The following is a 22218-nucleotide window of genomic DNA, read 5'->3' on the forward strand; positions in this document are numbered from 1 at the left end:
GGAGGATTTTCATAACATGAAAGTATACTCTCTTATAACCTTTTTTTTGCTCTTTGGTATGGCTTTGGCACAGGAGGAAGTCATTAAGGATACCCTTACAGGAGTTCCCTTGGAGCGTATGAGTCCTACGGATTTCCATAGTCGTAATGCCGATGTGGAGCGGGCTTTGGCAAGAATGTGGGAACTGGAACCACAAGACCAGCGCGGTACCTTCCACTTTGTGGATTACCTGCCTATGTATGTGATGCCCTTTCGCTATAATACCCGTCCTATTGAACAACCCATCAGCCTGAACCCTGACCGCCCCATCCCAGAAAGCCGCAATTACCAAAATGTAGAAGCCAAGTTTCAGGTGAGTCTTAAGGCAAAAATCCTACAGGATGCTTTTGGAAAAGGCGATGTATGGGTCGCCTTCACCGAACAAGCTTATTGGCAGATGTACAATGGTAAGCTCTCTCGCCCCTTCCGCGAACTCAACTATGAGCCTGAGCTTATCTTCACCTACCCCATGAACCTCTCGGCAGGTAATTTTAAGGTCAAAATGGCAGGACTCTCCATCAATCATCAGTCTAATGGTAAGGAGGCTGCCCTCTCCCGTAGCTGGAACCGCTTTATCCTCATGGGAGTATTCCAGTGGAATAGCGCCCTGATGAATGTCCGCCTGTGGGAGCGCTTCACTGAAAGAGCTAAAGAAGATGATAACCCAGAGATAGAAAACTATATAGGACGTATGGAGCTAGGAATCATATACCCCTTCCGAAAAAATGTATTCTCTCTGCGACTACGTAATAACTTGAACTTCAAAAATAATCGTGGATATCTGGAACTCGGTTGGATATATCCGCTGAGTCATGACCTGCGCATTCTCTTGCAGGCATCCCATGGATATGGAGACTCCCTCATTGACTATAATTATAAGCAGACCCTATTCGGCATAGGCTTTACCTTCTTAAGCCTCTAAGAATAATGATTAATGATTAATAACTTTTTTCACTTTTCACCCACATACTCGCTCACGCGACTTTACTTTTCACTTAACTACGTTTTTCACTGTTAAAAACAATTCTATTCCTACCGTTCGTGTAAAAATAAACACACTTCATGCCTGAAAAGCCACAAAACCCTTGACAATAGCGAAAAAAGCTATATCTTTGCACCAGAAATGAAAGAGATACAAAAGTTTATGATTGATTGAAAAATCAAAAAAAGTATTAGTTCTTTTTCACTCTGATAGATTTTTAATATAAGTGTTTAGATTTTTTTGCGTTTTTTATTTTGAACAGTAGGGACTAAGCACTTTGTCCATAGAAAAGGTGCTTAGTGCTTACTTGAAAAAAATAAGCCTACTCAGGGAAGTTTATCGCACTTTTTGATGTTTGAGAGAAGTATTTTTCATCATCTCTTATATAGTAATTAGATTTTTTGTGTTTTTATTTTAGAGCTGAGGATCTAAGCCTTTAGGCTTAGGCTTCACTCTCTGAAACAACAGGCAATCCTTGATTTAACCAAAAACCAATAATACCGACAGGCAGTAGGCACTTATGCTGCCCCTTTATGTTCTTAAATTTTGTTCTTTTGTGTATTGTAATAACAGGTCTTTCGTGATTTGAGACAGAAAAAAACTAAACAGACAAATCAATTATACAGATTATTTATAAAAGACTATTATCCTTAGAACTAAACTACTATATCTTTCACAAAAGAGAATCTTTAATAACTATTAAGTGCATTTTTTCATCTAAAGGAGCTTTATAGCTCCTTTTTCTTTTTCCGAGCGGAACCCTCCCTAATTAAAAAATAAATAAAAAGTTGGAAACTTTTTTTGTTTATTAAGTTTTTTACCTTATCTTTGCACCCGCTAATAAGCGAAAAACAAATTAAGTGAAAAACGAAAAGTGAAAAACGAAAAGTGAAAAACGAAAAATTTTTAACTGTTCACCCACATACCCAGCTGTGGGCACTCGCTGGCTATACTATTCACTGTTCAATGGTTTTTATATGAAAGAAGAAATTATCCCTAGAGCCTTAAAGTATTTTACGCAATATGGCTTCAAAACCTTTACCATGGATGACCTCTCTCATAACTTGGGGATCTCCAAGAAAACCCTTTATGAGCATTTCTCCTCCAAAAATGAATTGGTAGAAGCTTGCTTGGACTATGTCATTGAGGGTCCTTTCCAAGGAGTAGAGTCCTTCGTAGAAGGGGAGGGGTCTGTTATTGAGAACGTATTTCATAACCAAAAGCAAGTACAGAACTTCTTTAATATCAACTCTGCACGACCTATCTGGGAACTACAGAGGTACTTCCCAAAAGCTTATGAACGACTCAATAGTGAATCCATTAAATGTGACGAGCGCTTCTTGGATTTACTCTTAAAAAAAGGTTGGCAGGAAGGACTCTTCAGAGAGGAGATTAATGTCCCCTTCTTTAAGACCTTTTACATCGGTGTTCAGCACTTACGAAACCTTCTGGATACTTTTCCTGAACGTGATTTTGCCTTCTGGGAGACGATCTATACCCTCCTGGAGTATTTCTTTAGAATTGTCGTTAACGAAAAAGGACTTAAGGAACTCGAAAGAGTTCTTCAGAAAATAAAAAATAACCAATGATGAAGGATTAATAAATAACCTTCATTACTCATGATAATATATTTAAATTAAAAACAAATGAATAGATTCTTTATTGTCATAGTAACCATTTTCACCTGTGTAGCTTCCCTCTGGGGTCAACAGAGGGAGCTTACCCTCTCTCAAGCTATACAGTATGCCTTGCAGCACAAAGCCGATGCTCAGAAAGCACGTCTTGAGATTAAGAAGAGTGAATACAAAATCCAAGAGGTACGTGCTCATGCACTGCCCAACCTCTCCGCTACGGGCTCCCTTACCTATAATCCTAAGTTGCAGGCTACCTATATAGATGCCTCCACCTTTGCGATCCCTGGTATGCCTCCTCGTGAAGGTGTCCTTAAAATGGAGTTGGGACAGAAATGGTCTTCCTCAGCCGAACTTAAGCTCACCCAAATGCTCTTTAACCAAAGTGTGTTCATGGGACTTAAGGCAGCTCGTACTACCCGTGAGTTCTATATCCTTAACGAACAACTTACGCAGAACGATGTTATTGAGAAGGTGGCACAAGCCTATTGGCAGGTGTATCAGGCTCGCCAAGTGCTGGAGAACGTGCAGAGTAACCTATCCCTTACCGAGCAAACTGCTGAGGTGGTTAGGGGCTCCTTTGAGGCAGGACTGGCAAGGAAGATTGACTTAGATCGTGTAACCGTTACCCTCAATAACCTTAAATCTGCCCAACAGCAAGCCCTTAGCGGGGTGCAGCTCTCCGAACATGCCCTTAAGTACATGATTGGGATGCCCATCACTGAGCCTATAAACCTTCCTAAGGATGCCTTCAAGGCAACCTACCAGCTCGCTTTTGAAAAAGGAGATGCCTCAAAGCGTATCGAACTTCAGGTACTTGAAAAGCAAAAAGAACTCTTATCCCTCAATACCCGAGCCGAACAAGCAGGACTCTTTCCTACCCTCGCCCTAATGGGATCCTATGGATATCTAGGAATGGGACCTAAAATGCCCCTAATCTATGGAGAAAAAAATAAGGTATATTGGGCGGATTATTCCGCAATCTCTTTGGGACTAAGTATCCCTATCTTCTCAGGATTCGGAACCAAAGCCAAGATACACCAGGCGCTAATAGAAGTGGATGCCCTTAATGAAACTCTTAAGGATACACGCTTGGCTATGGATTTAGCTTATGAGAACGCACAAACACAGCTTACCAATAACCTCTTGACCATTGATACCCAAAAGGAAAATGTTAAGCTCGCTCAAGAGGTACTTACCAATACCCAGAATAACTATCACCAAGGATTGGCTTCCCTTAATGACTTGCTCGAGTCCGAACGTGCCCTCTCCGATGCTAAGAATAGCTATACCAATGCATTGCTCTCCTTCAAACTCGCCGAGATAGAACTGCTTAAAGCCAAAGGAGAACTAAGCACCCTCAAATAGTCATTCATCATTAATATTAGTCTATCTTTTCCGTGAGGAGTCTGAAGGTTTCCCGTGTGTTCTTGTGCTGATAAAGCACCTGGTACACGGCATCAAGGATAGGGGTATAGGCGGGTAGGGCTTGGCGTTGGTTAATCTTATAAGCATTCTCTACCGCATAGTACCCCTCGGCAACCATACTCATCTCCATAAAAGCGCTCTTGACCGAATAGCCCTTACCTATCATGTTGCCGAACATACGGTTACGGCTGAATGCCGAGTAGCCTGTAACCAGTAAGTCGCCTAAGTAAGCCGATTGGTTCACATCACGGGTGATGGGGTGTATAGCATCCACATAACGCTCCATCTCCCGTATGGCGTTGCTCATCAGTACACTCTGGAAGTTATCCCCATAGCCAAGTCCATGAGCAATCCCTGCAGCGATCGCATAGATATTCTTGAGCATTGCCCCATATTCTACCCCAATGATGTCCTCGCTGATTTTGGTACGTATGAAGGAACATCGCAGGGCAGAAGCCATTTCCTCCGCTTTTGTAAGGTCTTCACAGGCAACGGTAAGGTAGGAAAGCCGTTCTAAGGCAACTTCTTCCGCGTGGCAAGGTCCGGTGATAACCCCAATGTTCATCGGGTTCAGTCCATATTTCTCAATCAGATGCTCTCCCACCACCAAGCCCGTTTGAGGAACGATCCCCTTGATCGCCGAGAAGATAACCTTGTCCTTGAGCGATACCTCAAGGGCTTCCAGCTCCCCTACCAAGAAGGCGGAGGGAATTACCAGAATCACATAGTCCGCCTCATCCACCGCTTCATTAATCTGGTGTGTTAAATGAAGCTTATCGGTATGGAGCTCCACTGAGGAAAGGTAGTTAGGATTGTGCTTATATTGCTTAATGTGCTCTATGGCACGCTCATTGCGCATGTACCAAGTAACCTGTGGTAGGCTCTCGGTGAGGATTTTTACGATAGCCGTCGCCCAACTACCTCCCCCTAATACTGCATATTTTTTCATAAGTAAATAGCAATCATTAATATTGTTTCTTATTTCTATTCACCACTTTTACCACCCCCATAATCAGCACTCCCATTGCCACAAAGCTCAAGAGGGTTGCCCACCAATATCTGAGGAAAAGATCCTTGAGCACCACCGCAAAGACAATGCCAAAGAGCAGCAGTGTAGCCACCTCATTTGCCATACGTAGGCTTACCGAACGGTAGCGAACCTCTCCTTGCTGTAACTCCTTGAGGGTGCGCCATGTCCAGTAATGATAGAGAAGGAGCACTCCTACACCAAAGAGCTTAATGTGCATCCAGCCTTGAAATAAAAACATCCATTGCATCTCCCATAACAGGTATATTCCTGTGATGATCACAATCACTAAGGCGGGTATCGTGATGATGTTCCATAGGCGCTCCTCCATAAAACAATATTGGCGATGCAGCACCGCTCGCTCTGTCCCCTCCTTGCCCTTTAAGGCTTCTGTGTGGTAGATGAGCAACCTCACTATGTAGAACAATCCCGCAAAATAACTCACCACAAAGATGATATGTAATGACTTGATAATAAAATACATCTCTCTAATAATTAACAAATTAGTTCTTCTCTTTCACCTTTCTTTATAAGGATAAAGGATACTTTAGCATCCCTCCCCTCTTGGAGAGAGAAGCAAAATGCAAATATACAAAATATTTCTCACTTTCTTGCTGTTTTGCCTACAGAACGAACCCCTGATAAAAATAGTGATTAAAAAGGATTTCTATTTGCAAAAAAAACGTATATTTGTACCTATAAATCGCTGAAATGTTGTTCTTTACATATACTTTCACAGAATAAGAATAGTGAAATTGCCTCTATAAGCGGAATGATATACTAATATTTTAAAATTCTGTAGCAGAGACGTCCATATTTCATACAAATCGGGCTTTAATTATTAATTATATATATATGAGAAGAATGAATATTGCATTGCCTTTGGTAGCTATAGCCATCGCAATCACTTCCTGTCACACTACGAAGGAGGAAAAAACAACCCCTTTCAATCAAGACCAATTCCCTCCTGCTCCCGTAGCTGAGCAAATCCCTGAAACCTTTGAGAATTTCGGGGAAAAGCGCACCGACCCTTATTACTGGCTTAAGGACAAAACCAATCCTAAAGTCATAGAATACCTTAAAGCAGAAAATGCTTATACTGATACAGTAATGGCTTCTACCAAAAAACTGCAAGAGACCATCTATAATGAGATTCTCGGACGCATTAAGGAAGATGACCAAACTTATCCTACCTTTGACAATGGTTACTACTACTACAACCGTAGCGAAAAAGGAAAACAGTATCTTACCTATTGTCGCCGAAAAGGTTCCATGGAAGCCCCTGAAGAAGTCTTCTTTGATGTGAACCAGATGGCTGAAGGAAAAAATGCCTTCATCTTTGAAGGGTATTTCATTAGTCCAGATAATCAAAAAGCCGCTTATCTGTATAATGAAACAGGCTCCTATGCGGAATATACCTTGAAAGTCAGAGACCTTTCCACCGGTAGCGATATCAACTTCCGTGTGGAGGGAGTTGCTTCTGTGGCTTGGGCAAATGATAGCAAGACCCTCTTCTATAGTACTATTGATAAGTCCTTACGCTCCCACCAGATTCATCGTCAAGCATTGGATGCCCCTAACTCCGTGCTTCTTTACCAAGAGGATGATGCTCGTTTCTCTACTTATGTCTCTGCCGATAAGCTCAAAAGGCATATATGGGTGTTCAATGGAAGTTCCTCTACCTCTGAAACACGTTATCTCTCTGCAGATAACCCTACCCAGCCGCTGAAAGTCTTCTTGCCGCGTACCCAAGGAGTGGAATATGCCGTATACCCACATAAGGATTATTTCTTCCTTCGTTATAAGGATGATAAGCATCTCAATGGAGAAATGTACAAACTACCTTTGGTAGGATATACTGACCGTACTCTTTGGAAAGAGTTCCTTGCTCATGATCCCAACACACGTATTGAGGGAATTGATGTACTGAAGGATTATGTAGTGGTGTCCTTGCGCAAAAATGGGCTTACTCAGTTAGAAGCACTCCCTGTGGCAGAAGGGGAAAAACGCGTAGTCTCCTTCCCTGAACCTGTATACTCTGTCTCTTTGAAAGAAAATCCTATGTATGACTCCCCTTCTTTCCGCTATTCATACACTTCATTGAACCGTCCTACTACCCTTTATGAATATGAAATAGCTGAAGGAAAAAGCAACAAACTCAAAGAACAAGAGGTGCCCTCAGGATTCAATCCTGACGATTATACCGTGGAACGACTATGGGCTACCGCCCCTGATGGCGTGAAAGTCCCTATGGCAGTGGTGTACAAAAAAGGTCTTAAGCGAGACGGATCCGCCCCTGCACTCTTGTATTCTTATGGAAGCTATGGTAGTAACTCCAGAGTGTATTTCAGCACTTCCTATTATAGCCTTATTGACAGAGGATTTGTCTTTGCTATCGCTCAAATACGTGGAGGGAGTGACTTAGGGGAACAATGGTATGAAGATGGAAAGCTCCTCCATAAGAAAAATACCTTTACCGACTTTATTGCCTGCAGTGAGTTGCTTATCAATGACAAGTATACTTCTTCCGACAAGTTAGCTATCGCAGGAGGATCTGCAGGAGGCTTGCTCATGGGAGCCGTAACCAATATGCGCCCTGACCTATACCATACCGTGGTGGCACAGGTGCCTTTCGTGGATGTGGTAACTACCATGCTGGATGATACGCTCCCCCTTACCACCGGTGAATATGAGGAATGGGGAAATCCTAATGAGGAAGAATATTTCCGATATATGCTTTCCTACTCCCCTTATGATAACATTAAAGCACAAAACTACCCTAATATGCTCGTAACAGGCGGGCTTAATGACTCTCAAGTACTCTTCCATGAACCTGCTAAGTATGTAGCCAAGCTTCGCTCCCTTAAAACCGATAAGAATCTCTTGATCCTACACATGGACATGGATTCCGGACACGGAGGTGCCACAGGTCGCTACGGTAGAATTAAGGATACAGCCTTTGAATTCGCCTTTATCCTCAAATGTATAGGAATAGACAAATAAAAAACAAGTATCCAAAAACCAATAATGATAAAGGGTTTTAGCTGGCAAAGCTAAGACCCTTTTTAACTCATCCCTAATGGGATGCACCTTGTGTTTTTTAATCCGCTTAACAACTCCCCATGCAGAACATACCGCACAGGGATTTTTACTATTGTGCGACAACCTAATTGCCAATAGATAATCTTATTAACTGTTGCATGGTGGTGTCTATTTTTTCAGCAATACCCTTACTCTTTTCTAAATGGTATTCCTTCACGATAGGAGCAATGGGCTTATAACCTACCCATACTTTTTTATCTTGCTCATAAACAACGATTTTCAAGGGTAGCTCAATTCCCATAAAAGGTTCTTCCTGCATCAGAGCAGTCCCTACTTTAGGATTCCCTACGATAAGCAACGTTATAGGCGACAATTCTTCCCCTACCGCTTTAGCGGCTGCTTGGTGATCAATGGTAGCAAAAACAGTAATTCCCTTTTGTTCTAAGGTCTTCTTAAGCGTAGCTATTGTCTGCTCGGACGAATAGGAACTGAGAAAAGCAATATGCGTTATAGGACCTCCATATTTAGGCTGCGCCACCGCTAAGAGCGGAAATAATAATAAGCTAAATAAAAACTTCATATGACTCAATTATAAAATGAATGTTATCTCTATTAGGGTTTAGGGTAAATCTTGCTGGCAAAGAGGCTCCAAAAAGGGGCTTGCTTGTACTTCTCTACCGAAGCCTTAGGGACATAAATCTTCTCTAAAGGGACTGCTATAAACGGGTTGTTTACTAAGGTAGGCGGGTTTGTAGCATGGATAGTTACCGTTTTTAGCTTTTTACAATACCAAAAAGCATCGTACCCTATAGCCGTGAGTGTTGCAGGCAGGATCACACTTTCCATCTCTAAAGAACCCGAAATACCCACGGTCTCTATCTCTGTAAGTCCCGTATCTTCTAAGTGAAGGGTCTTTATATAATTCCAACTAATAGCTCCAAAGCCCAATTTGCTTATTTTATTAAAATGAATCTCTTCCAGATTATTGGAGGAAGAAAAAGCACGATCAGGCAGTACACGTATATTAGGAAGGGTTATTTTCTTAAGGTGAGTGTTGAAGAAAGCCTTTTCTCCAAAATCAACCATGGCTGCGGTGTTGAAGAGAACCTCACCACTAAGGTTAGCTTCTTCAAAGGCATTAGCTCCAATCTCTTTTAGGTTCTTAGGGAAAGTGATGGATTGTAAGTTCTTATGCTCCTTGAAAGCCCCCTGAGCAATCGTATTGACCTCCCGAAGCTCACTATCGGCTTGCATATCAAGCACTGTAGTATTAGGGTTCTTCCATTGGATGAGCGTACGCCCATCGCCACTAAGCTCATAATCCGCCGTGGAGCGATTAGGTTTCGCAGGGTTGGGGTGGTCGCTATTGCTTTTGGAACAACTTATAAGGGCGACTGCTATTGAGGTGAATAATAAAACTTTTCTCATTTTACAAAGAGGCTATTGCTATGGAATAACTTGAATATAATCGGCTAATGCCCTCCAGTAAGGATCTCTTTTATAAGTATCAATGAGATCCTCTGGCTTACTTGGTACATATATTTTAGGAAAGGTAGCTTTGGGAATACCTAAGAAAGGGTCTCCTTCAAAATAGGGAGGATAAAGAGCGAGAATGGTGAGGTGCTTTAAGGAAGTACAATGGGCAAAGGCTTTATCTCCTATAGGCTTTAAGTTCATCGTTACCGAGAGAAGCACCTTTTTTAAGCGTTGGCAATTAGCAAAAGCTTCTTTCCCTATTCCTTTTACACCTGCCTGAGTGAGATCCACTTGTTCAAGGGCTTCACAAGCGTAAAAAGCACCCTCCCCTATAAGCCCTGTCTCCTTAAAGGTAACTTCTTTCAAGTGCTTGCAATTGGCGAAAATGTGATTAGGTAATGCTTTTGTCTTGGGAAGTACCACCTCTCTAATCTTGGAATGATAAAAAGCCTTCTCCCCTAACACTACATTTGAATAAGAATTGAACAGGAGCGTTTCACTTAGGTCAGTCTCGGCAAAGGCTTCCGCTCCTATCTCTTTTAAATTGTCAGAGAAGGTTACCGCTCTAAGATGCTCACAGCCTTTGAAGGCACCTTCGCCAATGGTATTTACCTCTCGCAGTTTGCTATCGGCTTGCATATCTATGCGGGGGGTATTGCGGTTATTCCATCGGATGAGTGTAAGTCCATCGTCACTTAGCCGGTAGTCGCTTGCGGGAATATCACTATGGCTATCTTCCTTTCGGCAACTTGCCAATACCATAGCGATAAGGAGAAAGAAGAAGACTTTTTTCATCATAGTTGCATTTTAAGGATTCATAATACTACACTTTAACTTACCTCACTTGCCTGTCCTGTCTAATTCTTTTTCTTCAATGAAAAGGTTACTTGGTATTCCCTGCCATTTTCCTCTATGAGCACATAGCCCTCAGGCAGATGATTGGCTAAATATTCGTAATCATTCCCCTGTAAGGCAGAGGAACTTACGGCAATAGGGTAATATAACAAATTCTCTATTCTTAGCTGGGGGAATACAAGGGCTTTCACCTGAGCATCCTTTATTTCTTCGGTGAAAGTAACGAATACTTGTCTGGCAAGCCAGCTGGCATTCTTATCATAAAGCACAGCCTCTCTAACTTTTAGCCGTGAGGTGGGCGCAGTCGCTTTTTTCTCTATGGTAATCTCTTGCGAAAAAGGATCGGATTTTAGCCGAATCTGTGAGGAGAATACTACCTTATAAGTACCTGAAGGGACACTATCATCAATGGTAAAGGTGGCGGTGGTGCCTCTGTGATTGTAAGTCTCCAAGGTCGCTTTTACGGCTCCGTCCTTCATCAGGAGCAAACTACAATGTCGGTAATCCCCATTAGTACGACCAACACTCATATAAGTAAAGTTCTCTCCGGTAACCGTTAGCTCATCCCCCGTTTTTAGGGTAGTTGAGGAAAGTGTACGAATCACAGGAGCATGGGCTACGACTACTTCTATGCGTTCTTTTTCGCTATTTACAAAGGGAAGCACATATTCTTTCCCTTGACCTTTGATAACAAAATCAAAGTCCTTGCCCCCATTCAGTGGAGTGGAAGGGGTATCAAACATTAAGAAATGAACATTATAAGAGGAAGCAGAAGTAACCACAAGGGGATAGTCCTGCCCATTCTTTCTTAGGTAATACGTATATTTTGCTAGGGATTCTTCTTTGGCGTAGATCAAAGCGTTAAACTTCTGTAGAGAAGTAGTTGCTAATACGGTAACAGGTCCTTCAAAAAGATTAATATCTAAGACTCTCAAAGCAGGAATGCTACTATCCAAGACAAAGGATCCACTTGTAACTTCTTCTTTATCAAAAGTGGCTTCAAGGTGGTATTCTCCATTCTTGTAAGTAGCGGGTAAGGCTACATCTATACGTCTTTCTTTTTTGTCTATCTTTTGTACTTTTAGCGGGTAAGTAATGGTACGGTCATTGCGGTTGACCAATTTCACTTTGATTTGTTCTTTCTTAACCGGCAGGGTATTAGTATTGAAAGAAATTATCTCACCACCTGCTTTGCCTTTGGTGGCCTCTTGTGGGATAGGCTCTATCTCTATAGGTACCTGTGGTTGCTCGGTTTTCTCTACCGTTACCATTACTTTATAGGTTTTGGTACTCTTATCTTCGGCGGTTACCGTGTAGCGGACTTCCTTAGAGAAATTTTGTGCTACTCCTGTATTGGGGTTTATTGTGGCACCCTTGGAAAGGGTAATAGTGGGGATGAGGGCGGTAACGTCCGTGTCCTCAGGAAGTTCAGTGGTGATAGTCGTACCGCTGATTTTAGCGGTATAGGGCTTGTCCGCTACAGTGATGACAAACGAAAGAATGTCTTTCTCACTGCTTTTGGGGAGCACCTCGGAGTCATCTTTCTTGCATGCCATAGCAAGGAATAAGAAGCATAAAGCATAAATTTTTTTCATTACAAGTGAATTTTTAGAATGTTTTTGTTTGAAAGTGCAAAAATAGTAAATAATTACGAATGTTGGATAATGAATGATAAGATTAACAAACCTCTTTCAGCCATTAATCACTTTTCACTTTTCACCCACATACCCAGCTGTGAGTACTCGCTGGCTATACTATTCATTTTTCATTTTTCACTATTCATTTTTCACTTTCCACCCACATACCCAGCTGTGAGTACTCGCTGGCTATACTATTCATTTTTCATTTTTCACTATTCATTTTTCACTTATTAGGGGGGTGGACACTTCTCCATCCTTTTTTTCTTGACATAGCTACAAGAAAGTTGTATCTTTGCATCGTCATTAGAACAAAGTATAAGTCTTTCATTAATCACTTTTCATTTTTCATTAATCACTATTCACTATTCATTTTTCACTTTCCACCCACATACCCAGCTGTGAGCACTCGCTGGCTATACTATTCATTTTTCATTTTTCACTTTTATGAACGCTCTTGCTTTAGACCTCCTTTGGGAAATTGCGCGGGGTGAACCCAAGCAACAGGACAACAAAATTGTATACCCTTCACCACGTGAACAAATCGCCGCACTTTCCTTCCTTGCCAAGATAGAAGGCTGGGATGTCCCCGAAAAAAAGACTCCTGAACCCATAATCCCCGACTTTTCCGCTCTTAGTGAAGAGAAATGGGAGGCACTATTCTCTGCCTATCAGGCGCGTAAGCACTTGCTCTCCTTTACCGCTTTTACCTTCCCTTCTTTTACGCCAGCTCCCTTTCATGAACGTTATTACCAGCTCCTGACGGATTTTGCCTTTGGAAAAGTTAAGAAACTCATGATTTTTATGCCCCCTCAGCATGGCAAAAGTGAAGGAGCTACACGCCGACTGCCACCCTTCTTGCTCGGACGTAATCCTGAACTGAAAATTGCCATTACCTCCTATAATACTACCAAAGCACGTAAGTTCAACCGAGAAATACAGCGTATTATGGATGACCCTACCTATCATCAACTCTTCCCAAAAACCATCCTTGCCTCCCGTAATATGTCCACTACCTACCTGCGCAATGCCGATGAGTGTGAGGTCGTCTCCCACCAAGGAGGCTTCAAAACACTCGGGGTAGGTGGAGCTCTCACAGGGGAACCCGTGGATGTGCTTATCTTAGACGACCTCTATAAGGATGCCCTCTCCGCCTGGTCTCCTATTGTCAGGGAACATGTTGCCGACTGGTACGATACGGTTGCCTCCACCCGACTGCACAATAACAGTCAACAACTTATCGTATTCACACGTTGGCATCCCGATGACCTCGCCGGAAGACTCCTCTCCCACGAAGGTACCTACCACCCAAAGGATAATCCGCAAGGTTGGCAGGTAGTACTATATCCCGCTATTAAGGTGGGGGCTCCTTCTCCCTTTGACCCACGTACACAAGGAGAACCGCTATGGGCGCAGCGCCATTCCTTGAATAAACTCCTCGCTACACGAGTTCGAAACCCACAGGTTTTTGAAAGCCTTTACCAGCAAAACCCACAACCTCAAGAAGGGCTTATGTATGAGTCCTTTAACGAATATACGGACCTGCCCAATGATCCCTTGGCAATCACCAAGGCTTATGTGGATACTGCCGATACCGGTAGCGACTACCTCTGTGCTATTATCTATAAGGAAACTCCTCAAGCGAACTATCTCTTGGATATTCTCTATACGCAGGAACCTATGGAGTATACCGAACAAGCACTTGCCTCCCTGCTTACCCGCTATCAAGTGCAGGAGTGTATCATTGAAAGTAATAATGGCGGACGTGTCTTCGCCCGCAATGTGCAGGCACGTGCACTTAAGCAGGGAAATGACCTTACCCACTTCCGTACCTGTTACCAAACACAGAACAAGGCTACTCGTATCTTTACCTATTCCGCCGCAGTACAGCACCTAACCCTTATGCCTCAAGGATGGAGAGAACGCTTCCCTGCCTTTGCCAAAGCCATCACCTCCTACCTCAAAGCCGATACGAACCCCCATGATGATGCCCCAGATGCGCTTACTGGAACCATAGAACATCGTAAAACCTTTAAGAAAAATAACCTCGCCGCACTCTTCAATAGATAAAAAGTAAAGGATTAATTTTTAATGATTAATAACTGTTTTTCACCCACATACCCAGCTGTGAGCACTCGCTGGCTATACTTTTCATTTTTCACTTAATTCCTGCTCACTCACACAACTTCCCAAGCTCCAAGTATTCGCTTGACTACATTTTTCACTTTTCATTTTTCACTTAACTATGTTTTCATTTCTTCTTTCTCTTCCTGCCAATCAGGCAATAAAGATATTACAGCGAGGGCGCATCACTCCTTTACCGGACACTAAAAAGGCACAGAAGGCTCTTAACCCTGCTCTCCATGCCGTTAACAATCCTGCCCTACGTCGGGATAAGCTTGTCCATACCGATTCAGGCGAACACTTAGAGAAGGTTGCCCGTATTGCCCTGCCCCTGCAGGAGCTCATCATCAAGCGAGCAGTAGCTTTTCTCTTTGGTGAACCTGTAACTTACCTCGCCTCCCCACAGGATGATACTCAAAAGCAGATGCTCTCTACCATTGAGCATATCCTTACCCAAGCAAAGGAAAATAGTCTGAACCGCAGGATTGCCCGTGCAGTCTTCTCCTTTGGGGAATGTGCAGAACTGTGGTATCCTGAACCGCTGAAGGAACCTTCTTCTGCCTACGGATTCCCCTGCGCCTTCAAGCTCCGTTGTGCCCTCTTCTCGCCTGCCTTTGGGGATACTCTTTATCCTTATTTTAATCAGGTGGGTGATATGGTTGCCTTCTCTCGTGCCTATCGGGGTGAAAGGCTTCTCCCAGATCCTAATCTGCCTGCTGCCTTAGTGGATTACTTTGAAACTTATACCGCTGAAAATCACTACCTGTGGATGCGTGAAAGCGATACTTATCACCTGGTGGAAGGATATCCAAAACCCATCTCTATTGGAAAAATCCCCGTAGTGTACGCCGCCCAAGAACATCTGGAAACCGAACAAGTAGATCCGCTTATTGACCGACTTGAGCACCTGCTTTCTAACTTTGCCGAAACCAATGATTACCATGCCTCCCCTAAAATATTTGTTACAGGAACCATTAACGGATGGAGCCAAAAAGGGGAAGCCGGTGCGGTGATTGAAGGAGATAAGGATGCCTCCATGCAGTATATTTCTTGGCATAACGCTCCTGAATCTGTCAAACTGGAGATGGATACTCTCCTTAGAATGATATACACTCTCACCCAAACTCCCGATATCTCCTTTGACAATATGCGAGGAATGGGAAACCTCTCTGGAGTTGCCCTAAAGCTCCTCTTCCTTGACGCTCAGCTTAAGGTACAGGACAAAAGAGAAATCTTTGACCAATATCTCCTCAGGCGCATAAGCATCCTCAAAGCCTATCTTGCTCAGATGCATACCCCTTGGCGAAAGGCTCTTGCTTCCTTAGAGGTCATCCCTCAAATACATAACCTCCTAAACGAAAATAAATAAATCCTATTTTTCACTATTCACCCACATACTCGCTCACGCGACTTTACTTTTCACCCACATACCCAGCTGTGGGCTCTCGCTGGCTATACTTTTCATTTTTCACTTTTCACTTTTCACTTATTCTATGTTTTTCTTCGTTTCTTTAATTCTCCTTTTCTATTCTGGAGAAAAAATTGCCTTGCGTGATAGGCTGTATTATTTAGTAATCACCTTGGTACATAGTACGCCTCTGGTATTTGTAGGTTCTTATTTCTCTGCATGGTTACAGCTACATGAACCTTTTCTGTTGGGCATAGGGGTTGCCTTGTTTTTGAATATGGCAGTAGGGGCGCTCTATCATCTGCACCAACATTCCTTTAACCTCTGGCAGTTTCTCTATAAGAATGCTAAGATGATGGCAGTTATCTCTGTGGTTTATATCCTTTTGGCTTTGCTTAATGTCCCTTTAGCGAAAACAGCTAGTGGGGAACTCTTTGAAAGCACTATTGAACTGATGACCCTCCTCTATCCTGTGAGCAAGGCGATTAAGCATATTTTCATCCTCACTCATGGAAAGTATCCTCCTCAATGGATTATCAAGGCACTCTATAACTACGAAAAAGAAGGCAAACTCAAGGAGTTCTTTAATATGAATAACGAAAAAATGAAAGGCGAATAGCTATTCACTTTTCATTTTTCACTCACTCACATACTCGCTCACGTGACTTTATTATTCATCCACATACCCAGCTGTGGGCACTCGCTGGCTATACTCTTCATTTTTCACTATTCACTTAATTCCTGCTCGCTTACACAACTTCCCAAGCTCCAAGTATTCGCTTGGCTACATTTTTCACTATTCACTATTCATTTTTCATTATTATTTGTATCTTTGTTCTTTCAAAATATTTATAAAAATGAAACAATACATAATATATGTTGCAATACTGATAAGTAATATTATGATGGGACAAGATTATTTGGGAAGAAATAATTATAATTGCAGGGGTTGGCTGTATATACATAGCAGTGCAAACATTGCTGCAATGGAAATAGCAGAACTTCAGTGGAGAGAAAAATACAAGTCGGTAGATGTAAGTTTTTTAGAAGGGATTTATATTGTACAAAGTATTAAGACTTCTAAATACGGTTTGGTAGACCGTAATAACAAGGTTGTTGTTCCTCTGAGATATGAAGACTTAAGCACATTTGAATGTCCTTCGAATATTGCTTGGGCAAAGGAAAATGGCAAATGGGGGGCTATTAATTCTAAAGGAAAAATAGCAGTTCCTTTCGTGTATGATAATTTTAAAATTAGTTATGCCGATGGAAATCCTTTCTGTGTGCAACAAAACAATAAGTGGGGACGTGTAAATGAAAAAGGTGAAATCGTTACTCCTTTTCAGTATGATGAGGTAATCCTTACAGGATATATGACTACTTTCCTAAAAAAAGACCATAAAATGGGGAGGTATTAATGACAAAAGTGAAATGATACTCCCATTTGTTTATGACCAAGTAGAGGTAGCTGGACTTAGCGGTGTGTTTTTAAACAAAGATAATAAATGGGGAATGATGGATAGGAATAACCAACTTATTATTCCTGTTATGTATGACAACATCAAACTACTCAGTGAATACTGGCAAGGTACTATTTACTGTTTGGTTACCAAAGAAGGCAAAAAAGGTGTAGTAGATGATAATCATAAAGTAATTGTCCCTTTTGATACTTATGATAGTGTTTATGGTCCTTCTTATGATACTTTTATAGTAAGTCTACACAATAAAAAAGGTTTTTTTGATCACGAAGGGAAAGTTATTACGCCTGCCATATACGAAGAAGCTAAAGATTTTGATAGATCTCTTGCACAAGTAAAACGCAATGACAAATGGGGCTGTATCAACAAAGAAGGAAAAGAAGTAACTCCTTGTAAATATGATGCCATAAGTACTTGTTATGACCTTATAGCTGTACGTCTTAATGGCTATTGGGGATTCCTCAACTTGCAAGGGAAATTAATCGTACCTTGCCAATATGAACAGATAGATAAGTTTAATAGCGATCAAATAGGAGTAAAACGCAACGGCAAATGGGGAATGATAAACAAGCAAGGAGTATTAGTAACTCCTCACAAATATGATGACTCTATTTCAATTTTCAAAAAATGAAAAAATTTTTCCAAAAACAAGGTTCTATAAAGACAAAATGAAGAGGTATTTAACTCAAGAGTAAAATAGGGCAGGTTATTTAGGATTTAAAAATGAATCGTCAAAGAGAGCCCCACGCTTTTCTCTTTATAATCGTAAGTGGGCAATAGCAGGCTTTGCCACTGTGGAAGGTCTTTTTCAGACTGTTTTTCTCTCTTTATAATCTTGGAAGTGTAAGGCAGTAGCAAGTAGGCTAGCTTAGCACTGAGGATTCCTATTCCTGCCCCTGCTACCACATCCGATGCCCAATGTCGGTTATTATAGATTCGCAACAGTCCCACCGAGGTTGCCACTATATACCCACTAATCCCTATCCAAGGGTCATAGTGTTTGTACTCCTGGTAGAGGATCTCCACCCCTGTGAAAACGGTCGCCGTATGTCCGGAAGGAAACGAGTTGTGGGTACTACGGTCTGGACGTAGTTGTCTGACAGAATACTTCAAGGAATTGACAAATATCGCCGTTAATGCGTAGGCGGTAGACCCTACTAACAAACGTGCTTTCAGATTATGATAAGGTCGCATCCCAAGGTTCGGAAAGGCAAATACACTTGCAATAGGCAGGTATTGCAAGTGATCATCTATACGGAGCTTACCCTTGATGTTATTGGTTACGTAGTGTTGGAGCTTGTGGTCAAAACGCGAATCTATGGAAAAAATACCCCGACCTATCAGTGCCATAGGAATGACTAATGACCAAGGATTTACATAAGGACGTCTCCTCAAAGGAGTCCCACATAGCCTTGCAGAGGAGGGCTTACTTGCCAAGGTAAGACTATCCGCAAAAGAATTCACTAAGGTATCCTGTTCCCTCAAGAACACCTTATCAGCCTCCTTGTTGCTTTGTACGAGGGATAGCGTATCCTTCTCTTGGGTAAGAAGAGTATCTTGTGGGATAGGGTAGGGAAGGGGCTGTTGTGACCAGCAAGGAAAAAAGGATAACAAAGTCAAGAGCGGAAGCCTAGGAATAAAGAAAAGAAAAATACGCATGGATAGTCTATAAGGAAGCCATAATAGGGACATATTCTGAAAACTACTAAGGTTAAGCGTGCAAATTTACAAAAAAAATAGGAATCTTAAATCGTTCATCTTTATTTTGTATCTTTGCAGCCCCAATAGTAAGTGAAAAATGAAAAATTTTTCACTTTTCACTTTTCATTTTATGAAGGATATCCGTGCTTTAAAGAAAGAAGAACTCCAAGCCTTTTTCCTCGCCCATGGAGAAAAAGCTTTCCGTGCTAGCCAAGTATATGAATGGCTCTGGACAAAAGGTGCCCATTCCTTTGACCAGATGACTAACCTCTCCAAAGAAACACGAACGCTGCTTGGGGAGCACTTTGTCATCAATCATATTAAGGTGGATACCATGCAGCGCAGTGAGGATGGCACCATTAAGAACGCTGTACGCCTCCATGACGGTCTCTATGTGGAATCCGTGCTTATCCCTACCGATACACGGATTACTGCCTGTATCTCCAGCCAAGTAGGTTGTAGCCTCAACTGTACTTTCTGTGCTACGGCACGGCTCAAGCGCATGCGTAACCTCTCTCCTGATGAGATTTTTGACCAAGTTCTCACCATTGATCAGCAAAGCCGCCTTTACTATGCACGTCCCTTGCGCAATATCGTATTTATGGGCATGGGGGAACCCCTGATGAACTATCCCAATGTGATCAAGGCTATCGAACGCATTACCTCTGAAAAAGAAGGTCTTGGTTTCTCCCCAAAGCGCATCACCGTCTCCACCTCTGGTATCTCCAAGCTCATCCGTAAAATGGCGGATGACAGGGTCAAGTTCAAGCTCGCTGTATCCCTACACTCCGCTATAGAACAAACACGCAACCGCATTATGCCCTGGACGGTTAATTTCCCCCTTACAGAACTCCGAGAGGCACTCCAGTACTGGTACCAGCATACCAAAAGCCGGATCACTTATGAGTATGTGGTCTGGAAAGGAGTTAATGATACCCTCAAGGACATAGAAGCCCTGGTCGCCTTCTGCCGTTTTGCTCCTTGTAAGGTGAACCTCATTGAGTATAACCCTATTGACGATGGAGCTTTCCTCCAAGCCGATGAAAAAATCCTATTATTATATAAAAAGAAATTAGAAGAAGCAGGAATCACTACCACTATCCGCTATTCACGGGGTAAGGACATCGATGCCGCCTGTGGACAGCTCGCTAATAAACAGTGAAAAATATTCAAAAATACAAAAAAATTACCTAACTTTGCATCGGTAAATTACATAATTAGGTAATCCATACAACAACGAATGGACAATATTAAAAAAGTAATCATGAATAAAATAGCAATCTTTAAAAAAGGAGTGCGAGAACTCCTTGTAGCAACTATAGCACTGGTAGGATGCTCTAAAAATGATAACACTACTCCTAACCCTATCCCTGATTCTCCTAAGGAAACAGCCCCCTATATCCAGTTGACTACTGCTCGAGAGAAAGGAAGCCAGATACAACTAACCATAGAGGCTCCCAAAGCCGATAAAAAAGATATTTGGATAGACCTTAATAATAATGGAGTGTATGACAATGGCATTGATGTACGCTTGAGTGCTGCTACAGCAAAATATACTCTTAAGGGAAGTACTCTGAGAGTCTATGGAAAACTAACCCTTTTCAATTGTAGTTACAATGAGGTTACCTCCTTGGAGGTAACTCACCATCCGCTTCTCGAAAGGTTAGATATGAGTCATAATAAAATCAAAGAGATAGACTTAAGCAAAAATACCGCCCTTACTTACTTGAAAGTTTCTGATTTACCTCTAACGGGTTTAGACCTTAGGGCTAATAAAAAACTAAAAGAGCTACGCTTTAACCGCACTCTCTCTGGAGAAAAACTAAAAAGATGTGTGAATACACTACACGAAAACGGAGGGGGAACCATTTATATGCACAAATCTATTACCGATAGCGAAAAAGAGCGTGCAACCATGCAAATCTTGAAGAAAAAGAAGTGGAGCATAGGCAATTGTGAATAACTTGATAAACTCGTACAAGGATGAATAATTAATTTTTCACTTTTCACTATTCACCCACATACCCAGCTGTGGGCACTCGCTGGCTATACTTTTCATTTTTCACTATTCACTTTTCATTTTTTACTAGTTCCAGCTTTTTTCCATCGAATACAGCGTAGGTGTAGTAGTGTATCCAGTCTCCTGTGTTGATGTAAGTGGCTCCTCCACCCAGGTCTATGGTCATGGGTAAGTGCCGATGTCCAAAGAGAAAATAGTCATAATGCTTCGTCTCAAGCTTGCGTTTGCAGTATTGTACCAGCCATTCTTTGTCCGCTCCTAAGAAGTGTATATCCTCAACCCCTGAGATAAGCTTATTCTCCACCGACAGGTATTGTCCCAATCGCACCCCTATATCGGGATGTAACCACCGAAAAAGCCACTTACAAAAAGGATTGGTAAATACTTTTTTCATTCGTTTGTACCCTTTATCGCCAGGTCCTAGCCCATCACCATGTCCTATGAGGAAAAGCTTGTCATGACAGCTTACCTCTATCGGATGCCGATATACAGGAATATCCAGTTCCTGCTCAAAATAATGATCCATCCATAAGTCATGGTTCCCTACAAAGAAATAGATGGGGATTCCACTATCCCTTAGCTGAGCTAGCTTGCCTAAAGTACGCACAAAACCTTTAGGGACAACGGTTTTATACTCAAACCAAAAGTCAAACAAATCCCCCAATAGGAAGATTGCCCCTGCATCTGTCTTGATCCTATCGAGCCATGCCACGAACTTTGCCTCTCGTGGACGACTCTCTTGGTAGGTAGGAGCTCCCAAATGATTATCGGAAGCAAAATAGATTTTCTTATCTTCAGCAAGAGGTAGGTGTAACATTTGATTTAATAATTTAATAAGGTAAAAGTTAAGAAAAAAACGCTTCTCGAGGGATCTCCCAGTTTTTCTTGGAAGGAGAAAGTAATAGGCGTTTAGGTGAATTCATAAAAAATAGAATAGGTTGGTTTTTATGAAGGATGGGGTATCTATGAAAAAAGAACTACCTTTCACAAAGTAGTCCTTTCCTAATTCATCAAACTCTAAATCTAATAGTGGTGCCTCCAGGAATCGAACCAGGGACACAAGGATTTTCAGTCCTTTGCTCTACCAACTGAGCTAAGGCACCATTGGTTTTAATTCGGGTGCAAAGGTAAAACTTTTTTTCTGCTCCCACAAGTGTTTTTCTAAAAAAATAAAAATATTTTCTCTTGAAAACTTACTACTTTGTAAACCAATATCTTATAAAAGTATTTTTTGTAATAAACAAAAATTTAACACCCTTAACATCCTTTTTCCTTGTATAACTCCTAAAAAAGTTAGATATTTGCAAGCCGTAATTTAGGTGGATAGTGAGTAGTGAATAGTCAAAGGTCACTTTTCACTTTTCATGATT

The 22218-nt window shown here is 41.8% G+C and carries 19 protein-coding genes and 1 tRNA gene; 11 read left to right on the forward strand and 9 right to left on the reverse strand.

What is annotated here, in order from left to right:
• The first annotated feature begins 16 nt into the window (after positions 1-16).
• The 3 genes from VJJ03_RS04520 to VJJ03_RS04530 all read left to right on the forward strand — a co-directional run bounded on the left by VJJ03_RS04520 (position 17) and on the right by VJJ03_RS04530 (position 4020).
• Complete coding sequence (locus VJJ03_RS04520) at positions 17-961, forward strand: phospholipase A (RefSeq protein ID WP_323974085.1); 945 nt, start codon at positions 17-19, stop codon at positions 959-961.
• A gap of 1037 nt (positions 962-1998) precedes the next feature.
• On the forward strand, positions 1999-2610 hold the full coding sequence (locus tag VJJ03_RS04525) for a TetR/AcrR family transcriptional regulator (RefSeq protein ID WP_009745075.1): 612 nt from the start codon (positions 1999-2001) through the stop codon (positions 2608-2610).
• A gap of 57 nt (positions 2611-2667) precedes the next feature.
• Positions 2668-4020, forward strand: coding sequence for a TolC family protein (locus VJJ03_RS04530; RefSeq protein ID WP_009745076.1), 1353 nt, complete (start codon positions 2668-2670; stop codon positions 4018-4020).
• Between the two features lie 16 nt (positions 4021-4036).
• Here VJJ03_RS04530 and VJJ03_RS04535 read toward each other — a convergent pair whose 3' ends face one another.
• Positions 4037-5029: an NAD(P)H-dependent glycerol-3-phosphate dehydrogenase gene (locus tag VJJ03_RS04535; RefSeq protein WP_009745077.1), complete on the reverse strand. Its 993-nt coding sequence runs from the start codon at positions 5027-5029 to the stop codon at positions 4037-4039.
• A 16-nt stretch (positions 5030-5045) separates the two neighbouring features.
• Positions 5046-5591, reverse strand: a complete 546-nt coding sequence (locus tag VJJ03_RS04540) for a CopD family protein (protein WP_323974087.1) — start codon at positions 5589-5591, stop codon at positions 5046-5048.
• A gap of 371 nt (positions 5592-5962) precedes the next feature.
• Between VJJ03_RS04540 and VJJ03_RS04545 the strand changes: the two genes are divergently transcribed.
• The gene (locus VJJ03_RS04545) at positions 5963-8110 is read left to right on the forward strand and encodes a S9 family peptidase (RefSeq protein WP_323974089.1); all 2148 of its coding nucleotides are present in this window, start codon (positions 5963-5965) and stop codon (positions 8108-8110) included.
• A gap of 163 nt (positions 8111-8273) precedes the next feature.
• Here the strand turns inward: VJJ03_RS04545 and VJJ03_RS04550 are convergent, their stop codons facing one another.
• The 4 genes from VJJ03_RS04550 to VJJ03_RS04565 form a co-directional block, all read right to left on the reverse strand.
• Entirely contained in the window at positions 8274-8729 is a 456-nt protein-coding gene (locus VJJ03_RS04550; RefSeq protein ID WP_009745081.1) for a DUF302 domain-containing protein, read from the reverse strand.
• A gap of 32 nt (positions 8730-8761) precedes the next feature.
• Positions 8762-9577: a leucine-rich repeat domain-containing protein gene (locus VJJ03_RS04555; protein WP_323974091.1), complete on the reverse strand. Its 816-nt coding sequence runs from the start codon at positions 9575-9577 to the stop codon at positions 8762-8764.
• 18 nt (positions 9578-9595) lie between these two features.
• On the reverse strand, positions 9596-10420 hold the full coding sequence (locus tag VJJ03_RS04560) for a leucine-rich repeat domain-containing protein (RefSeq protein ID WP_323974121.1): 825 nt from the start codon (positions 10418-10420) through the stop codon (positions 9596-9598).
• A 62-nt stretch (positions 10421-10482) separates the two neighbouring features.
• Positions 10483-12075, reverse strand: a complete 1593-nt coding sequence (locus VJJ03_RS04565; RefSeq protein WP_323974093.1) for a glycoside hydrolase xylanase — start codon at positions 12073-12075, stop codon at positions 10483-10485.
• A gap of 489 nt (positions 12076-12564) precedes the next feature.
• Here VJJ03_RS04565 and terL point away from each other — a divergent pair, with 489 nt between their 5' ends.
• The 5 genes from terL (at position 12565) to VJJ03_RS04590 (ending at position 17758) form a co-directional block, all read left to right on the forward strand.
• Positions 12565-14187, forward strand: a complete 1623-nt coding sequence (terL, locus tag VJJ03_RS04570) for a phage terminase large subunit (protein WP_323974095.1) — start codon at positions 12565-12567, stop codon at positions 14185-14187.
• 175 nt (positions 14188-14362) lie between these two features.
• Positions 14363-15610, forward strand: coding sequence for a phage portal protein (locus tag VJJ03_RS04575; protein WP_009745086.1), 1248 nt, complete (start codon positions 14363-14365; stop codon positions 15608-15610).
• Positions 15611-15734: 124 nt separating this feature from the next.
• Positions 15735-16268 carry a hypothetical protein gene (locus VJJ03_RS04580; protein WP_323974097.1) on the forward strand — a complete coding sequence of 178 codons (534 nt, stop codon included), beginning with the start codon at positions 15735-15737 and terminating at the stop codon, positions 16266-16268.
• Between the two features lie 238 nt (positions 16269-16506).
• The gene (locus VJJ03_RS04585) at positions 16507-17067 is read left to right on the forward strand and encodes a WG repeat-containing protein (RefSeq protein ID WP_323974099.1); all 561 of its coding nucleotides are present in this window, start codon (positions 16507-16509) and stop codon (positions 17065-17067) included.
• A gap of 13 nt (positions 17068-17080) precedes the next feature.
• Positions 17081-17758, forward strand: coding sequence for a WG repeat-containing protein (locus tag VJJ03_RS04590; protein ID WP_323974101.1), 678 nt, complete (start codon positions 17081-17083; stop codon positions 17756-17758).
• An 86-nt stretch (positions 17759-17844) separates the two neighbouring features.
• Here the strand turns inward: VJJ03_RS04590 and VJJ03_RS04595 are convergent, their stop codons facing one another.
• Positions 17845-18819, reverse strand: coding sequence for a phosphatase PAP2 family protein (locus VJJ03_RS04595; protein ID WP_253908252.1), 975 nt, complete (start codon positions 18817-18819; stop codon positions 17845-17847).
• Positions 18820-18958: 139 nt separating this feature from the next.
• Between VJJ03_RS04595 and rlmN the strand changes: the two genes are divergently transcribed.
• Positions 18959-19990: a 23S rRNA (adenine(2503)-C(2))-methyltransferase RlmN gene (rlmN, locus tag VJJ03_RS04600; protein ID WP_323974123.1), complete on the forward strand. Its 1032-nt coding sequence runs from the start codon at positions 18959-18961 to the stop codon at positions 19988-19990.
• Positions 19991-20092: 102 nt separating this feature from the next.
• Complete coding sequence (locus VJJ03_RS04605; RefSeq protein ID WP_323974103.1) at positions 20093-20791, forward strand: hypothetical protein; 699 nt, start codon at positions 20093-20095, stop codon at positions 20789-20791.
• A gap of 106 nt (positions 20792-20897) precedes the next feature.
• On the opposite strand, the gene VJJ03_RS04610 is transcribed toward VJJ03_RS04605, so the two are convergent.
• Both VJJ03_RS04610 and VJJ03_RS04615 read right to left on the reverse strand, forming a co-directional pair.
• On the reverse strand, positions 20898-21665 hold the full coding sequence (locus tag VJJ03_RS04610; protein WP_009745094.1) for a UDP-2,3-diacylglucosamine diphosphatase: 768 nt from the start codon (positions 21663-21665) through the stop codon (positions 20898-20900).
• Positions 21666-21878: 213 nt separating this feature from the next.
• Positions 21879-21951 (reverse strand) — tRNA-Phe (locus tag VJJ03_RS04615).
• Between the last annotated feature and the right edge of the window lie 267 nt (positions 21952-22218).

Source organism: Capnocytophaga sp. G2 (assembly GCF_035282625.1).
Taxonomy (GTDB): Bacteria; Bacteroidota; Bacteroidia; order Flavobacteriales; family Flavobacteriaceae; genus Capnocytophaga.

Excerpts from the sequence above, each read along its gene's own strand:
- VJJ03_RS04520 (WP_323974085.1), top strand. The coding sequence starts at position 17 with ATGAAAGTATACTCTCTTATAACCTTTTTTTTGCTCTTTGGTATGGCT.
- VJJ03_RS04525 (WP_009745075.1), top strand. The coding sequence starts at position 1,999 with ATGAAAGAAGAAATTATCCCTAGAGCCTTAAAGTATTTTACGCAATAT.
- VJJ03_RS04530 (WP_009745076.1), top strand. The coding sequence starts at position 2,668 with ATGAATAGATTCTTTATTGTCATAGTAACCATTTTCACCTGTGTAGCT.
- VJJ03_RS04535 (WP_009745077.1), bottom strand. The coding sequence starts at position 5,029 with ATGAAAAAATATGCAGTATTAGGGGGAGGTAGTTGGGCGACGGCTATC.
- VJJ03_RS04540 (WP_323974087.1), bottom strand. The coding sequence starts at position 5,591 with ATGTATTTTATTATCAAGTCATTACATATCATCTTTGTGGTGAGTTAT.
- VJJ03_RS04545 (WP_323974089.1), top strand. The coding sequence starts at position 5,963 with ATGAGAAGAATGAATATTGCATTGCCTTTGGTAGCTATAGCCATCGCA.
- VJJ03_RS04550 (WP_009745081.1), bottom strand. The coding sequence starts at position 8,729 with ATGAAGTTTTTATTTAGCTTATTATTATTTCCGCTCTTAGCGGTGGCG.
- VJJ03_RS04555 (WP_323974091.1), bottom strand. The coding sequence starts at position 9,577 with ATGAGAAAAGTTTTATTATTCACCTCAATAGCAGTCGCCCTTATAAGT.
- VJJ03_RS04560 (WP_323974121.1), bottom strand. The coding sequence starts at position 10,420 with ATGAAAAAAGTCTTCTTCTTTCTCCTTATCGCTATGGTATTGGCAAGT.
- VJJ03_RS04565 (WP_323974093.1), bottom strand. The coding sequence starts at position 12,075 with ATGAAAAAAATTTATGCTTTATGCTTCTTATTCCTTGCTATGGCATGC.
- terL (WP_323974095.1), top strand. The coding sequence starts at position 12,565 with ATGAACGCTCTTGCTTTAGACCTCCTTTGGGAAATTGCGCGGGGTGAA.
- VJJ03_RS04575 (WP_009745086.1), top strand. The coding sequence starts at position 14,363 with ATGTTTTCATTTCTTCTTTCTCTTCCTGCCAATCAGGCAATAAAGATA.
- VJJ03_RS04580 (WP_323974097.1), top strand. The coding sequence starts at position 15,735 with ATGTTTTTCTTCGTTTCTTTAATTCTCCTTTTCTATTCTGGAGAAAAA.
- VJJ03_RS04585 (WP_323974099.1), top strand. The coding sequence starts at position 16,507 with ATGAAACAATACATAATATATGTTGCAATACTGATAAGTAATATTATG.
- VJJ03_RS04590 (WP_323974101.1), top strand. The coding sequence starts at position 17,081 with ATGATACTCCCATTTGTTTATGACCAAGTAGAGGTAGCTGGACTTAGC.
- VJJ03_RS04595 (WP_253908252.1), bottom strand. The coding sequence starts at position 18,819 with ATGTCCCTATTATGGCTTCCTTATAGACTATCCATGCGTATTTTTCTT.
- rlmN (WP_323974123.1), top strand. The coding sequence starts at position 18,959 with ATGAAGGATATCCGTGCTTTAAAGAAAGAAGAACTCCAAGCCTTTTTC.
- VJJ03_RS04605 (WP_323974103.1), top strand. The coding sequence starts at position 20,093 with ATGAATAAAATAGCAATCTTTAAAAAAGGAGTGCGAGAACTCCTTGTA.
- VJJ03_RS04610 (WP_009745094.1), bottom strand. The coding sequence starts at position 21,665 with ATGTTACACCTACCTCTTGCTGAAGATAAGAAAATCTATTTTGCTTCC.